10 protein-coding genes, 1 tRNA gene and 1 pseudogene are annotated in these 15,304 nt (G+C 34.7%); 4 read left to right on the top strand and 8 right to left on the bottom strand.

Annotation, left to right across the window (positions count from 1 at the left end):
• Positions 1-908: 908 nt before the first annotated feature.
• Both WBP_RS02535 and WBP_RS02530 read right to left on the bottom strand, forming a co-directional pair.
• Positions 909-1,532, bottom strand: coding sequence for an RDD family protein (locus WBP_RS02535; protein ID WP_167895960.1), 624 nt, complete (start codon positions 1,530-1,532; stop codon positions 909-911).
• 22 nt (positions 1,533-1,554) lie between these two features.
• Positions 1,555-1,637, bottom strand: a tRNA-Leu gene (locus WBP_RS02530).
• A 111-nt stretch (positions 1,638-1,748) separates the two neighbouring features.
• On the opposite strand from WBP_RS02530, the gene WBP_RS02525 reads away from it, so the two are divergent.
• Positions 1,749-3,200, top strand: coding sequence for a replicative DNA helicase (locus WBP_RS02525; RefSeq protein ID WP_167895959.1), 1,452 nt, complete (start codon positions 1,749-1,751; stop codon positions 3,198-3,200).
• Positions 3,201-3,272: 72 nt separating this feature from the next.
• Complete coding sequence (locus WBP_RS02520) at positions 3,273-3,515, top strand: hypothetical protein (RefSeq protein WP_167895958.1); 243 nt, start codon at positions 3,273-3,275, stop codon at positions 3,513-3,515.
• Positions 3,516-3,662: 147 nt separating this feature from the next.
• On the opposite strand, the pseudogene WBP_RS05670 reads toward WBP_RS02520, so the two are convergent.
• Positions 3,663-3,912, bottom strand: a pseudogene (locus tag WBP_RS05670) (hypothetical protein); the annotation flags it as partial.
• A gap of 373 nt (positions 3,913-4,285) precedes the next feature.
• Between WBP_RS05670 and gap the strand changes: the two are divergent.
• Positions 4,286-5,272 (top strand): type I glyceraldehyde-3-phosphate dehydrogenase, encoded by a 987-nt coding sequence (gap, locus tag WBP_RS02515; protein WP_167895957.1) that lies wholly within the window; start codon positions 4,286-4,288, stop codon positions 5,270-5,272.
• Positions 5,269-6,036 (top strand): twin-arginine translocase subunit TatC, encoded by a 768-nt coding sequence (gene tatC, locus WBP_RS02510; RefSeq protein WP_011256496.1) that lies wholly within the window; start codon positions 5,269-5,271, stop codon positions 6,034-6,036. Before gap ends, tatC begins: the two co-directional genes overlap by 4 nt.
• 418 nt (positions 6,037-6,454) lie before the next feature.
• Here tatC and WBP_RS02505 read toward each other — a convergent pair whose 3' ends face one another.
• From WBP_RS02505 to WBP_RS02485, 5 genes are all read right to left on the bottom strand, one after another.
• Positions 6,455-6,646, bottom strand: a complete 192-nt coding sequence (locus WBP_RS02505; protein WP_167895956.1) for a hypothetical protein — start codon at positions 6,644-6,646, stop codon at positions 6,455-6,457.
• Positions 6,647-6,910: 264 nt separating this feature from the next.
• Positions 6,911-8,233, bottom strand: coding sequence for an ankyrin repeat domain-containing protein (locus WBP_RS02500; protein WP_167895955.1), 1,323 nt, complete (start codon positions 8,231-8,233; stop codon positions 6,911-6,913).
• Positions 8,234-8,920: 687 nt separating this feature from the next.
• A complete protein-coding gene (locus tag WBP_RS02495) occupies positions 8,921-10,297 on the bottom strand; it encodes a PleD family two-component system response regulator (RefSeq protein WP_167895954.1) in 1,377 nt (458 codons plus the stop codon).
• Complete coding sequence (tatB, locus tag WBP_RS02490; RefSeq protein ID WP_167895953.1) at positions 10,257-10,565, bottom strand: Sec-independent protein translocase subunit TatB; 309 nt, start codon at positions 10,563-10,565, stop codon at positions 10,257-10,259. Before tatB ends, WBP_RS02495 begins: the two co-directional genes overlap by 41 nt.
• A 5-nt stretch (positions 10,566-10,570) precedes the next feature.
• Positions 10,571-15,304 (bottom strand): NAD-glutamate dehydrogenase, encoded by a 4,734-nt coding sequence (locus WBP_RS02485; RefSeq protein WP_167895952.1) that lies wholly within the window; start codon positions 15,302-15,304, stop codon positions 10,571-10,573.

Genomic DNA, 15,304 nt, shown 5'->3' with positions numbered 1-15,304 from the left:
ACTTTCACCCATCATCATATTTAGTTGTTTTAATCTACCTTTTCACAATCAACAAACTGTAATAAAAAGGCTCACCCCAGGTGGGTCATTTATAACGCATTCAACTTTTTCTATTAAGTCGCCTTCACTACCTACTACCTTCATTCAAATTGCTTATGCAGAATCAGAGAATAGTGTTGTAAAACAACCAGTAAGTAAACCAGTTACAAGTAATATTAATAAGATATTTCTTAATCTAAAAGCCATACAAATATATTAGCAAGATATCCTGCATTATAAAATCAATTTTTTGTTACTCTGTTACTTACCATAGATTAAATCTCTGCATTCCAGCGTTACATGCTGGAATAGCAGCTCTACCCTTCGGTCTTACACCGCAAAAAGCAGCATTTTTATAAAAAAATCATGTCAAAATAGCACTTGTCAGATAAACCGCAATTGCTCCATTCACCAAATTTTTGTGCCACCACCTCCATTTTATAATTAATTGACCTCTCTTTGTTTTTAATTAGGGATATTTAATTATCATTAACCTAAGTGAATTTTTGAACTAGATGCATTTCAGTTTCAGCTACTTGGCTTAATGGACCCTTAAGGCTAGATCTTGTGCAATTAACTTTTAGCTACGAATATTTAAGAAACTTACTAAGTAAAAAAGGCAAAAGAAATCCCGTAGTGCTGGTTTTGACCCTATAATAATTTAAATTGATACTGTAATAATTTGCTGACGCTTAGTTTAAGCGCTATTTGGATGAGTGCAGAAAAACTTAAAAGATATACAACTACTATAATTTGGTGTAACCACCAAAAAAACACCTTAATTTTTTTTTACTAAATTTGACCATTGAACCCATTCGAAAACAAGCTGTGAGTCAGAAATACCTTTACTATTTATGGTAAAGAAGTTGTTAAATTTTGTCAAGTAGTTTCTTACTTTGCCTTCTAAGGCTTTTACTCGTAACAACCACTGTGCCTGCGATCTTATCATGCCAAGTTTGGCAGCGCTTGTTGAAATTTGACCATATGAAGCCTAAAAATAATGGTGCAACCGACAATATAAAGGAAAAAAACCTCTTAGTTGCCTGTCTTATGGTCATTTTTCCAAAAGTTTGCGCATCTACAACTCTGAGCCCAAGCAATAATTTTCCAGGTGTAGCAGTGAACTTTATCCACATATATGCAACATAGCTAAAGAGCATGATGAATTGGACTATTTGACTTAGGATCCATAATTTAATGAACCTATTCTGCACCGCTTTTTCTTCTACAGACAGTGGCACTTGCATTTGATATTTTGCAGCAATTTGGCTGAATGTTGTCTCATTTTTTGAGTTTAAAAGATGATTTAAGGCTCGGCTAAAAAATCCAAAGAATAACAAGAATAAAACGATAATAATAAAATCAAGCAATACCGAGATATAGCGCCTAAGTCCTGTAACATAACATACCCCATTTTCATCATTTTTTACCTTTTGAATAATATTTATAGAAGAGAGAACAGAAAATAAACGACCAAAAAATTTGTGTAACATAATGCACTTTCCAATATTTGAGTGCCCCTGGCCGGACTTGAACCAGCATGCTTTTGCAAGCAGCAGATTTTGAGTCTGCCGTGTCTACCATTCCACCACGGGGGCCTTTTTAAATGGTATAGACAATACAGGATTAGTCAAATTTTTTTGCTCTTACATCTTTCAAATGAATACTAAATATTCTACAATAATCGACAGTTACTCTAAAAACTTAAAATGAATAAACTAGCTAGTCTCATCAATTCAAAAAGTGTAGATAATGAAATATGTAAATTGCCGCATAATTTAGAAGCAGAACAAATGCTTATTGGCGCAATGATTCGTGATAATAGAATCTGTGATGCGGTTGAAGACACAATCACTGCAGAGAATTTCTATGATCCACTGCATCAAAGTATTTTCACACAGATATCTAAAACCAGAAAACACGGTATAGTTGCCAATGAACTGAGCCTTAAAATGTTTTTTGAAAACGACCAAGCGTTTATCGAATGTGGTGGAGTTGAATATCTTGCAAAGCTTGCAGCAAAGGCAAGTATTGCACTCGATATCTATAGTTTGACTAGAATAATCCGCGATACCTACTTAAGAAGGTGCTTAATCAAGCTCGGACAGGAGATAGTTAATGATAGTTACAACTATGACATCGAAAATTCTGCACAGGTGCAAATTGAGCAAGTGATGACTAAGTTATTCAATTTAGCAGTAAAAAGGCTAGGTGAGAAAACATATATAAAGCTTGCAAGTTCAGTTAAAGATGTAGTTAAAAAAATTAGTACGCTAAAAAATAATCCAGAGGCTCTAGGCATTACAACCGGACTTCAAGATCTAAATCAGCTCCTTGGTGGTTTGCAGAAGTCTGATCTATTAATTTTGGCTGCAAGGCCTTCTATGGGTAAGACAGCATTGGCACTAAATATTGCGCTTAATGCTTGTAAGGTCTTGCAAAAAAGAGCGGATGGGCAACACTATGTAGCGTTTTTTTCACTTGAAATGTCAGCAGAACAATTAACTACAAGATTGATCACTATAGACTCAGGAATTAGCTATTATAAAGCATTAACTGGAAGGATTAGTGATTTTGAATTGCATGAATTCATCAATGCTAGTGCGGAATTATCTGAGTTGCCTTTCATCATAGACGATACTCCTGCGCTATCAATCAGCGCTCTTCGTACCAGAATACGTTTGTTATATCAATTATACAACGTAGAAGCAGTATTTATTGATTATTTGCAGTTAATCAGAGGAACAACAAAGAGAAGTAATGAAAATAGAGTGCAAGAGATTTCGGAAGTGACACAAGGCTTAAAGGCAATTGCAAAGGAACTAAATATTCCTGTCGTTGCACTGTCGCAGCTCTCCCGTTCTGTTGAGCAAAGAGACGACAAAAAACCACAACTTGCTGATTTACGTGATTCAGGAAGCATAGAGCAGGATGCAGACATAGTAATGTTCCTCTATAGAGAAGAATATTACGAACTGAGAAGGCAGCCAAGTGAGGGAAGCAATAAACATCGAGAGTGGCAAGAAAAAATGGAGAAAATTAGAAATGTTGCAGAGCTCATTATTGCAAAACAAAGAAATGGGCCAATTGGCAGTGTAAAGCTATATTTTGACTCTAACCAAGGTGCATTTAAAGATTACACGAAAAGGCATAGTTTGTAGCTTTCAGTAATCTTTTGCCAACGTCTATCTTTACTATGACTTCTTGATTTATCAATGAACTGCACAAACATAATGCAAAAACTACTTGACAAACTTTGTCGGTCCCCTTATCATAGTACTGAAGCTATTTGTTTATCTTCAGTCTGTGCAGATAAAATAACAGAAAAACTTAATGTATCTGTGTTTTATTTTTTACACTATGTGCACCTCATATCTTTTACATTGTTGTCTACATTGTCAGCTGGTGCTGCAAATCTTCCTGCTGGGCACTTAAACATTAAAAAATTTCAACATTATAAAATAGATAGTGAATAACTAGCTAACGGGGTTTCTTTTGTCCTTTTTTCTGCTTAGTAAATTTCTTAACGATTATAGTTTAGATTGGTTGCGGTTTAAAAGCAGTCGAGTCGTAGTTATTAAGTGTTTAAAACATAAAAAAATGCCAATGTTTTTAAATAGATATTAACCAGGATTCATTTGCCTTTTTTTTCTCCTAAAAAACTCCTCAATCAACTCTTCTTGTTGAACCAATAATAACCAAATTTCCGTACCCTTTTGATCAAATTTTTTACAACTTTCTCTTTAAATAATGTGTTTCATAGTAGTCTATATTTCTTTTTGCATATTCTTGTCCGTATTTCAACATTTGATAAAAGATACGTGCTAATTTTCTTGCAGTAGCAATAATTGCCTTTGGGGCTCCTAAAAACTTAAATTAAGGAATTTCTTCCTGGTTTGACAGATTTCTTCTGTTTGGTGCTGTTTAGTAAATTTCCTAAATATTGTAACTACAGTCATTCTGCCGCTTGTTAGCGGGATCTAGGGATACCATGAACGAATCCGCGGATGACGAACCGCGCCTAGTGTCACGCGCTGGAATGACACCATCTCTGGTGGACTAAAATTACAATGTTTGTATAGCTATGCGTCATGTACTGGGATGACAATATAAGAAAGATCTAACAAAGGAAAGAGTAGGAAAAAGCCTACCTATTTTGCTCTAGTTAGTTACCCGACTAAAAAACGAAAGAATAGAATGCAAAATTGAACAACATTTTCTATAATTAAATTTTTTAGATGAAGAAATGAAGATTCGCGTAGGAATTAACGGTCTTGGTAGAATAGGAAGAAGTGTATTGCGTGCTATCCATGAAGTAGGAAAATATAATGAACAAATAGAAGTTGTAGCTGTGAATGGATCACTCAGTACTGAGCAGCATGCACATTTGATTAGGTATGATTCTGTTCACGGCAAATTTAATGGTGATATTGGGTTTAATGAGTCCGAAAATTGGATTTCTACAAATGGCAAAAAGTTTTCTTTATACAGAGAACGGAACCCTGAAAATATTCCTTGGGATGTTGATGTAGTACTTGAATGCACTGGTGCATTTAACAAGCGCGCAGAAGCAGCAAAGCATAATACAGGAAAAGTTATTGTCTCTGCTCCAGTTTCAGATGCTGATATAACTATAGTTTATGGTGTGAATAATGATATGCTCAAAAAAGAGCATAAAGTAATATCAGCAGGTTCCTGTACCACAAATTGTCTCGCTCCAGTTGTAAAGGTTCTGCACTCCAATTTAGATATGAAAAGCGGTTTTATGACCACTGTACATGCCTACACGAATGACCAAAATGTTCTCGATGGTAACCATAGAGACTTACGCAGGGCAAGGGCCTGTGGGTTATCTATGGTGCCAACCACAACTGGAGCAGCAAAGACAATAGGTTCTGTCATTCCTGAATTAAAGGGAAAGCTAGACGGCACTGCCATTAGAGTTCCAGTTGCTAACGTTTCTATGGTTGACCTTAAATTCACCACTGACAAGAAAGTAACAGCTAAAGAAATAAACGAAATATTTAAAAACTCAGTAAATGATGTGCTTTCCATATGTAAGGAACCTTTAGTCTCAATAGATTTCGTGCATAACCCTTATAGTGCAATTGTGGATTTAGCTGGCACATATGTTACAGGTGATATCTGTAGAGTTGCAGCTTGGTACGATAATGAATGGGCTTTTTCACTAAGGATGTTGGACATAGCATTATTGTGCTATAATAGAATATGAATAGAAACCCTAACAAATATGCTTCCTTTTATGAACACCTCACAGAACTCAGAAAAAGGGTTATTTTTTGCTTTCTATTTTTTCTCATCGTCTTTGGTCTTTGCTACTATTTTAAAGAAAATATATATTATTTTTTACTTACACCCTTAATAGAAGTTACAAAAAATAGCAACGACTTTTCTCTAATCTATACAGATCTAACAGAAGCATTCTTTGTGTATCTCAGGGTTGCAATAATGAGCGCGTTTTTGTTTTCTTTTCCTGTATTTGCATGGCAATTCTATATGTTTTTAGCACCAGGATTATACAAAAGCGAAAGGGCAGTGTTGTTGCCATATTTAATTGCAACACCGATTTTATTTATAACAGGAGCTGCTGTAGTTTATTACTACATATTCCCTCTAGCCTGGAAGTTTTTTATCGCCTTTGAACACAGTGGTAAATCCTTTGGCATACCGATAGAGTTTATGCCGTCAGTTAGCGAGTATCTAGACCTTGTTCTCCAATTCATGTTTGCATTTGGCACTGCATTTCAAATTCCAGTCATACTTACATTAATGGTTAGGGTTGGATTACTTACTACGCAAAGTTTGTCGAATAAGCGCAGAGTTGCGATAGTAGCAATTTTCATTATTGCTGCGATCTTAACTCCACCTGATGTGTTAAGCCAAGTAGGGCTTGCTGTACCAATGTTAATTCTATACGAGCTATCCATCCTAATGTGTAGATATATTGAGAAGAAAGCAAAGGATTCTAATAGATGAAAAACTCTATCCATTGGCATCTATAAAAATTACATAATATATATTATGGAAAATAAACACAGTTACTTAGCAAGAGAAAATGCAATTTTTGTTCTTTATATATGTAAGTCTCCAAAGTACTCAAATGCATAAAACTATGTATTTCTACTGGATTATCAACTGAGGTATTCAGAATACTGTGAATACCTCAACATATACTTAAATAAGAAAGTTGATGTTTTGGTATTAGTTCAAGAAAATGGTTGAGAAATAAGCAAGAAGATCTTAAAGGAAAAAGATTTTCTTTCCGTATCCGTTCAGCTAAGCAGTGTGAAAGACAATAGATAGAAGATCGTGGAAAGGGTTTTTAGCCCCTTTGCTTCCATGTTTAAGTATAATGGAATTATCCATTCATGGATACTGTCTTTCCTTTTTCTTCCTACTTGTTTTTTAAATTAACTACAGGGTTTATTAGCAGCAGGAGCAGGTACTGGTGATGAGACTCCATCAAGTTTTTATCACTAGGTTTTGATATTGCATATGTAATACCACCAGCAGCAAATCCAACTACCAAAGCAGCAGCTACAGCACACACACTCGCAAGAAATAGGTATTTGCACTGAACAGACACAATAGAATTACATAATAATTAAAATAACAAAGTCATAGGTTCTATTACCTACTAACGTTTGATAGTATAGACTTGTAATGTGGTTTTAATGCATGGACTGGAGCTAACAAGGAGCAAGCAATGAAACTTTGAGAGAAAGTGAGCTTGCATAAATTTTGCTCTTTGGCAATGATGGCATATTGTCCATAGAGCAACACAGCGGCACACAAAGAAGATAAAATATAACTCTAGAGACAAGCTTTTAGTAATAGTGAGGCTTTATAACTATGTGCTCAAGTTAAGAGGTGCTTTCTGCATATTTTCATCTACTTGTACTGCTTTCATTTCATCTATTTTAGTACTAGGTTCTAATATTTTATCCGCAGCACAAGACACTACCCATGCTGCCGCTGCAACTATAACTACTGTTCCTATTATGGGATATGGCCCGAATGCGATTGTTTCAGTTACAAAAAGCGTTGTTGCTGTAGCAGTACCAAATAATATTGTTAAACCAAAAACAACAAAAGACACTTTACTCTGTTGGTCAAGTCGCTTCATCCTCTCTTCAGACCAAAGTGATTTCACACGCCGAATTATATAGTGACTTTTGTTAAAATTGCTCGGGATTTTACTATCATTATTCTTTGACAAAAGATCTGCTCTTTTTCCTATTAAAGTCTTAATTACCCCTTCGCAGCTACATCGAACAGCCATATGTAAAGGATTACGCTTACCTTTATCTATTGCATTAACATTTACTCCTGCTTCTATTAGAGTTTCTGCTGTCTCTGCACCCTTGACCCAATGTAAAGGAGTGCGTTTATCTTTATCTACTACATTAACATTTGCTCCCGCTCCTATTAAAGTTTTTACTGTCTCTGCACCGTCAGCAAAATGTAAAGGAGTTATTCCATATTTATCTGCTGCACGAACATCTGCTCCTGCTTCTACTAGAACTTTTACTATCTCTTTACGACAGAACTGAGTAGCTATATGTGAAGGAGTGCGTTTATCTTCATTTGCTGCATTAACATTTGCTCCTGCTTCTATTAGAGTTTGTACTATCTCTTTACGGCCACATCGAGCAGCAAAGTGTAAGGGAGTGCATTTATCTTTATCTTCTGCATTAACATTTGCCCCTGCTCTTATCAGAGCTCCTATCATCATTTTTCCGATTAGAACTCCTATTTCCCCTTTACAACCAAATTGAACAGCTGTGTACAAAGGAGTCTTTCCATTTTCATCTTCTACATTGACATCTGCTTTTACTTCTAACAGACTATTCACTATACCAATATGACCCTTCTCAACAGCCAAATGTAAAGAAGTATGTTTATCTTTGTCCACTGCATTAACATCAATTCCTTCTACCCCAAATAAAGCATTCACCACATTTTTTAGATTATTGTGAACAGCTAAATGCAATAATCCATATTTTACTGCAAATAAGTGATTTATATCAAAATTAGTTTCCTTCCACTCTTCATATGTACTTGAATCTAGTGCTTTTAACTTCTCTTTTATTTTTGCAATTACGTTATCTTTACTTAAATCTGTTTCCTTATCGATTGCACTTAATATTTCTTTCCACTGTTCATATTCCATTGTCACCCCTTTTTAAATAATGTTTTAATTATCGTAGATTACGGCAAAAAAAGTCAATTCATTTTTTTGAGAGGAAAGCTTGAAACTCTTTCGTTGGTGAATTGTTACGCTACTTGAATGAATGGGAGATAAGCATCATGATAAAATTAGTTAAATTTTTAACTAAATAAAAAAAGCAAAAGAAGCCCTAGTTAATATCTATTTAAAAACACTAGCGTTTTTTTATGTTTTAAATACTTAATAATCGCGACTTAGTTGTTTTTTATTGCAACTAACCTTTAGTCATAAATGTTTTAGAAATTTACTAGGCAAAAAAAAGGCAAAAGATATATTGTGGTAGATAGTATTTACTCTCTAATCCTGCAAGTTAGCATATTATACTGTCCTAAACGCTTTATAAGCGAGTTTCAACTTATATAGGTAAAAAATTAGAAATATTGTGAAGACATAAGGTACATATAGTGCAAAAAATTAAACATAAGATGCTAACTATATAACACTTTATTATTTTAATCTGCACAGATTGAAGGTAACTTAACACCCCCAGTATCGGGATAAGGGGGCTAGCGAGGTTTGTCAGGTAGTTTTTTCGGCTTACCTAAATGATGGCCAGGCAAAAATTATATGGTTTGCAAGAAGCCTATTGTAAATTTCGTTAATGATAATTCTATGACATCGCACTCTGAGTTAGCTAGTAACCACCCTATTTCTGCCACTATTTTTTGCTTTATATAAATATCTATCAGCGCGTACTATAAATTTTTCAATATTATCAAGATCAGATTCTTGCATTTCTACAACCCCAATGCTTACAGTCACATTGTGTGTTGTGTTTTTATCCGAGAGTATAAAAGGTTCTGTAGCAATAATTTCGCGTATCCTTTCTGCAACAATGTATGCATCTGATATATTGGTATCTGGCATTACAACAACAAATTCCTCACCGCCAAACCTAGCTAACAAGTCCGTCACTCTGATATTTTCAGAAATTCTCTTCTGTATCTGCTTTAAAAGTTCATCTCCGGCACTATGTCCAAAATCGTCATTTACTATCTTAAAATAGTCTATATCTAGTATCATAAGAGATAATCTTCTATTTTTTTCTACAGAGTCTTTAATAATGTTTCTTAAGTGTGTATCAAAATATCTTCTGTTGTAACAGTTAGTAAGTGGATCCTTTATAGACATTTCTGCATTGTTGAATAGATTCATTCTCAAAGCATCTTGATATCTCTTGCGTTTCACTTGTAAATTGACTCTTGCTATTAATTCACTTTCATCCAGGGGCACTGTTAAGTAATCATTAGCTCCTACGTCAAGTGCTTTTACTAAGTTGTTTTTATTACAATCTTCAGAAAGGATTAGAATTGGTGTATAGCGTGTTTCTACTTTACTACGAAACTCAGAACATAAGCGTAGGCCGTCAGTTTCTGAAAATTGCATGTCAGAGATAATTAGATCATAGTTATCCTCAATACCAACCTTCAATGCCTCCATTGGATCGTTCAGTATGTTAATTAACTTAAAACGTTGCTTTAGTACATTATGTATCTGCTCTGCTTGAAAGATATCCTCATCTACAACAAGTATATTAGAGTCAAAGATCTGATTAGAATAATCCATAATACTGCTTCCTGCTACCCCACAAATCTCAGCATTAGTTTCTCCTCTTAAACGTAGTTCATCTATAACCATCTTTAGGCGTGTGAGAGACTTAATTCTTGCAGATAAGGCAGTTTCATCTATTGGTTTAGTTAGAAAATCATCTGCGCCGGCGTTAATGCCTTGCACTCTATCGTGAGTGTCATGCAGCGCAGTCACCATAATTATTGGAATATGGGTTGTCAGGGGGGTGCTCTTTAAGTTCTTACAAACTTTAAAGCCGTTTATTTTTGGCATCATGATATCGAGTAATATAATATCAGGCTGTTGCTTTGCCACTAAATCTATAGCTTCTTCACTATCATGAGCTACAATAACCGTGTAGTACTCTGCTTTTAGTCGAGCTTCTAAAAGCTTAACATTAGATGGCACGTCGTCTACTACTAGAATCCTCGCTGTCATTATCTTTAGGTGTATTATCTATATTGTAAGTAGGATAAAATTTACCATCTTTACCAATTATGTAATTTACTTTCTCGGTGTTATACTCTTTATATAACTCTTCAATTCCAGCATCTTTCAATAATCTTCTAGCTTTTGATTTTATGATCGTAAGATACCTATATATATTCTTAATAAGGTCAATGAATACAGGTACCTTATTTTTATCAAGAACAATTATACTAACTAAAACTACAACTAAAATTTCTGAAAGACCTATACTAAACATTTTTCCTATAAGGCAAGTACTTTAATTCTTCTAATTATAAATATTAATTTGCTTAAATCAAGTTTGGAAGCAATCATTTCATCTAAAAAACTGTTGTAACGTTCTATGTAATCCTTATCATTACAAGCCCAGGTTTGAACCTTATTTTCGTAATTATCAGTTGCCCTTATAACTTTGACAGCTAGCTTATAGTGGTAATTGCTTAAATCATCCAATAAATCGTTAATTAAACTACGATCCCAATAAGAAGAATAACTTTTTATCTTAATAGCAATTGTCCTAATCAGATCGAACCTCAGCAGCGATTTTAACTCAAAGTATATTTTACCGGCGTCAAGGATAGACAAGGACGTTTGCTCAGCAATGGATATAACATCTAGTGCGTAAGCAAGAACGCATAGGTCAGCAACTTTTCTTGCTAGATCTTTATTTATATTGAGCTCTACTAAAAAAGAAGATCCATGGTTATAGGTTTTTAATAGATGTTCGTCTAGAACGTCAGTTAAATTCTGGCCTAAAGTTTCAATTGCATCTTTAAATTTTGTAACATCATCTAGCTCTACAAAGCTAAGTTTGCCGAGGTTTTTTACTAACCAAAATGATACTCTACCAATAAATTTCTGTACATTTCTCACTATTTGCAAGTATGAGTCAATATTAATCTTTCCATCCAGTTTATCAATTTCTTGCCATAGGCTATTTAAACCATATAAGTGGTTAACAACAATATACACATTTACCGCTTCATACACTTTAATTCCAGTACTTTCAACTAGATTATTAATGAATATACATCCCATTCTATTCACTACATCATTTACAATACAAGTGGAAATGATTTCTCTGCGAAGTTGGTGTTTTAATATGAAATCCTTGAACTCCGTTACCATCTTTTGTGGAAAGTAATTTAATAAGTAATCGTGGCACAAGAAATCTTTTTCAGGCAAGTCAGAATGTATAATTTCATTTTTTATTGCTGTTCTAGAATAGGACATTAAAACGGAAAGCTGGGGAGAGCTAAAGCCCCCCGCTCCAGTTAACATTCTTGCTATTTCCTCATCTGTTGGAAGAAACTCTACACTTCGGTTTAATAGTCCAGATTTTTCCAAACTGAGTAATAACCTGTGGTGCTGCTCCAACCTCTCTTTAGCTTGCAAACACTCAAAAAGTAATGCTTTTGTTTCAATTCTGTTATGGTTTTCAAGTACCTTAGATGCAACTTCATCCACCATGCTAGCCAGTATTTCATTCCTTTTTTCCAAAGAAATACTACCTCCCTTCATAACTGAGACGAATGCGATTTTGATATTAACTTCAAGGTCAGAACATATTACTCCTGCTGAATTATCAACAAAATCTGCATTAATATATCCGCCTCTTTCAGCATATTCTATTCTTCCAAGCTGCGTGCAACCAAGATTACCACCTTCTATAAACATAGAAGCTCTAATGTTCTCACCATTCACCCTTAATTCATCATTTGCTTTATCACCGACCATATCGTGGCTTTCACTCCTTGCTTTAACAAAAGTACCAATTCCTCCGTTCCATATGAAATCCACTTTTGCTTTCAACAGATATCGAATCAAATCACTCGGAGATAACGTATCTTCCATTATATCAAAGCACTTTTTCATTTCTTGAGAGACATTTACTTGCTTGCTGCTGCGTTCGAATACTCCCCCGCCCTGGGAAATCAGATCTTTGTTATAGTCCATCCAAGTTGAAAATGGTAACTCAAAAAGGCGTTTACGTTCTGCAAAACTCTTTTCTGCACTAGGATTTGGATCAACAAAAATATGCATATGGTTAAATGCACCGATTAAACGTATATTTTTTGAAAGCAGCATACCATTTCCAAATAGGTCACCAGCCATGTCTCCAATTCCAACAACAGCTACATTCTGATAAATGTCCTTATTCATCTTCCAAAAGTGTCTCTGTGCTGCAATCCACGCTCCCCTAGCCGTAATACCCATCTTTTTGTGGTCATAACCTGCTGATCCACCGGATGCAAATGCATCACCAAGCCAAAAATTATACTCATGGGCTATCTGGTTAGCATAGTCAGAAAATGAGGCAGTGCCTTTATCCGCCGCAACTACTAAATATGGGTCATCTTCGTCATATCTAACTACGTTTTCTGGTGGAATTATTTTACCATCAACTATGTTATCAGTAATAGCAAGCATGCCTCTGATAAAATCCCTATAGCACTCAACGCCTTTCTCTCTTAAGATATCTTTATCTCTATACACTTTCTTTATTACAAATCCACCCTTTGCACCGACAGGGACAATGACTGCATTTTTCGTCATCTGAGCCTTCATAAGTCCTAAAACTTCAGTACGAAAATCTTCTGTCCTATCTGACCATCTTAAACCGCCACGTGCTAATTTCCCTCCTCTTAAATGTATTCCCTCAAAGAGGTTTGAATAAACATACAATTCGCGGTATGGACGCGGATCGGGCAGACCATTTATTTTACTTGAATCAAATTTTATAGATAAGCGGGGTTTATCGTCTTGATAGTAACTGGTCCTTAAAATAGCCATTATCAAGTTAAATATTGAGCGCAGAACGTAATCATGTGAAACGTTACTGATCTCTTTTAAGAGTTCCTCGATTTTTTCTCTGAAAATGTCTGTAGTTTCTGCTCTATCAATGTCTATGCTAGGATCAAATCTTACATGAAATAGCTGTATCAAATACTTTACTATTTTTGGATATTCTGAGACTACTTTTTGAATATATTCTGGGTTGTAGTTAAATGACATCTGCTTTAGGTAAGCACTTAGCGCTCTCACTAAAAGCACTTCTTTCCATTCCAGACCAGCAATAATGATTAAGCTGTTGAAATGATCATTTTTAATTTCCATTCTAAACACTTTCGCAAGCGTTATTTCAAATTGTTCTTTCAGAGTAATGTTGTCTATCAATTTGTCGACTCTTGACAACACAAAATGGTGTATCCATATTCCACCATTGATTTCTATATAATAACCATTATGGGATAGAATCTTTGCTCCCAAATTCTTAGTGATTCTTAATATCTTCGACAATTCAAGGCCTCCATTACCCGGAGTGTAAACTTTTAATTGGTAATTGAGATTATCACGAGTAAGCCTTAAATCAACTTCACTAGCTCCTTTCTTCCTCACTATTTCCAATTTTTTCATATCATAATATGCATCGTGAGGTTCAAAACTCTCTTGATAACTTATCGGAAATGCCTTGCAATAAAGGATGAATATATCTTCAACGGTGCTAAGAGTGTTATATAAATTATCTATAAAACGGTCTTCCCATTTTTCCGTAATATTTCTTAATTTGTTTTCGATGCACAAAACTTCATCGTCAAAAACACGAGCATCCTTAACCTTTAGCACTACGTGCAACTTCATTAAATCATATTCATTGATAATGTGATTGTTGTAAATATCTGAACTTGCTGCGTTTATTTCATCCTTTAATATATCGCGTATCTTGAACATTAACCTTGCACTTGCATAACGCATCGGTATCAGCACTATGCAACTAATAAAGTCTCCTACCTTTCTTAAAAATAATTTGACTCTTGGCCTAATTGCAAGAGACATAATTGAAATACAAACCTTAAATAACTCATCTTCATTTGATTGGAATAGCTCACCACAGGAGAATGCTTGTAAAATAGAAATTAAAGCTTTATTGTTGTGGCCACCAGGTAAAAACCCTGCTCTCTTTTCTATTGTTTTAACTTTATCCTTTATTAATGGAATAGTTCGAATGTCTTGAACCTCTGCCACAGAAGTGAATAACCCGAAAAAATGCCGTTCCTTTACTACATCACCTTGCTTATTAGACTCTTTTACACCTATACAATTCATGTATGTACGCCTATGAACTATTGAGGTTAGATCTGATCTTAATATGTATAAAGGATATAAGCCCTTAGAGGCAATCGATGAGTTCTGATACTCTCTGCTTGCTTTCATTAACCCAAGATTTTCTTCATCATTAGGAACAAGCTTTCCATCTTTGTCGGCAATACGTTCTTGATAACCTAAAAATACGAAGTTATTATTTTTCAGCCATACCAGAAAATCTCTACCTGATGTCATTCCAGTGTAGGGTGCTGGTTGGATCTCAGTGTCAACTGCTTGGGCAATGGAAAGAAGATCTTTTGCCTCATCAAGCCTCTTGAGCATCAATGGCCAGTCTTTTACAACATAATTGACTGCCTTTAATGTTTTTTGCAGGGACTTTCTTAGTGTATCAACAAAACTATTACTTATACCTTTAATAATTACATATATCACTGACTCCTTGGTACCATTATTCTCTTCCAAATTACAAATCTCGTTGATAAGGCCACTTTTTCTTTGGATATTAATTACACTATTACTATAGTAACATATGGTTAGGTCGTGCGACTTGATGGTAGCAATAACAGAGTCAACCAAGAAAGGCATATCGTTATTTATTATCTTAATTGTAGTAAAATCGCCTTCTATTCCTGGTACGTCATTTACATTACTTACCATCAATTTGCTTTCTTCTTTTTCTTTTTTGAAAATGAAGTTATATGCATCTTCTACGACGTATAAAAGGAATTTATCATTGATCTTTAAGTCACTATTATAAACAAAATTATAAAAGTATCTGATAAATTCTTTAATTTTTGCCTTTTCTTTCTGGTTTTCTTGATTAACTAGCTTAAATAAAGACTCAGTGTTAACGTTATAATCTACACACAT

It is taken from the genome of Wolbachia endosymbiont of Brugia pahangi, from assembly GCF_012030695.1.
In the GTDB taxonomy this organism is placed as follows: Bacteria; Pseudomonadota; Alphaproteobacteria; order Rickettsiales; family Anaplasmataceae; genus Wolbachia.
This window is presented reverse-complemented; position numbering and strand designations above follow the sequence as displayed.